General features: G+C 71.5%; 2 protein-coding genes. Both read left to right on the top strand.

Going from position 1 to position 449, the window contains the following annotated elements; genetic code table 11:
• The coding region (locus GVL52_RS29015; RefSeq protein ID WP_160012738.1) for a DUF2514 family protein at positions 1-301 on the top strand (301 nt) is incomplete at its 5' end.
• Positions 285-449: phage tail protein (locus tag GVL52_RS32105; protein ID WP_200847999.1), on the top strand; the 165-nt coding region annotated here is incomplete at its 3' end. The genes GVL52_RS29015 and GVL52_RS32105, both read left to right, overlap by 17 nt.

Genomic DNA, 449 nt, shown 5'->3' with positions numbered 1-449 from the left:
TGCTGACGCTGATCGCGCTCGCGCTGCTGCTGACCGCGTGCGCCGCGACCTCGCCACCTACATCGAGCAGCACCGGGAGCGGGCACTCGCTGCCGCCGCAGATTCCGCCGCTGCCGGCCAGTGCGCGGCAGATTCAGCCGCCGCCCTCGATCTGCTCGCCGACCTGCGCAGCCGGGCTGACGATCGAGCGGGAGAGCTGGCCCAGACCGCCGACGAGGCCCGCATCCGCGGCCTCACCTGCGAACGCGCCTACAACGACGCCCGCGCAGCCCTGAGCGCCGCCCATGCTGAAACCCCCTAGCCTGCGCGATCACCTGGTTCGCGCCCTGCCCCACTTGGCGCGCGACCCCGGCAAACTCGTGCTCACCATCGGGCAGGGCAGCGTGCGCACACGCGCCACGGGCTCGCTCGCATTCGAGTATTCCTACACGCTGCAGGTTCTCCTCCTC

Origin of the sequence: Rhizobium sp. 18055 (genome assembly GCF_902706285.1) — a bacterium.
Classification (GTDB): domain Bacteria; phylum Pseudomonadota; class Alphaproteobacteria; order Rhizobiales; family Rhizobiaceae; genus Rhizobium.
The sequence above is the reverse complement of the archived record's forward strand: the minus strand, read 5'-3'. Positions and strand labels throughout refer to the sequence as shown.